Raw genomic sequence first — 203 nt, forward strand, 5'->3', positions numbered from 1 at the left:
CACGCACATCGTAGCGTTGTAGTGATGAATGAAGTTCCAGAGTGCACCCAGATGGTTTTCCTGGTTCTTCGAGAACGCAAGCGACTTTCTCACCAAGCGGGAGATACGCTGCCGGAGTGTACCGTTGAACCGTTCGATGTGGTTGGTTTCCCCTTGTGACTTCGCACTGGGATAATGTCGGTGTGCCGGGATGATCCGCGCAT

Annotated in this window: 1 protein-coding gene; it reads right to left on the reverse strand. The window is 53.7% G+C overall.

Features of this window, described 5'->3' with window-relative positions:
* The coding region (locus EBL84_RS16835; RefSeq protein ID WP_255420166.1) for an IS1 family transposase at window positions 1-203 on the reverse strand (203 nt) is incomplete at both ends.

The sequence above is a fragment of the Marichromatium sp. AB31 genome (genome assembly GCF_003718685.1).
Lineage (GTDB): Bacteria > Pseudomonadota > Gammaproteobacteria > Chromatiales > Chromatiaceae > Marichromatium > Marichromatium gracile.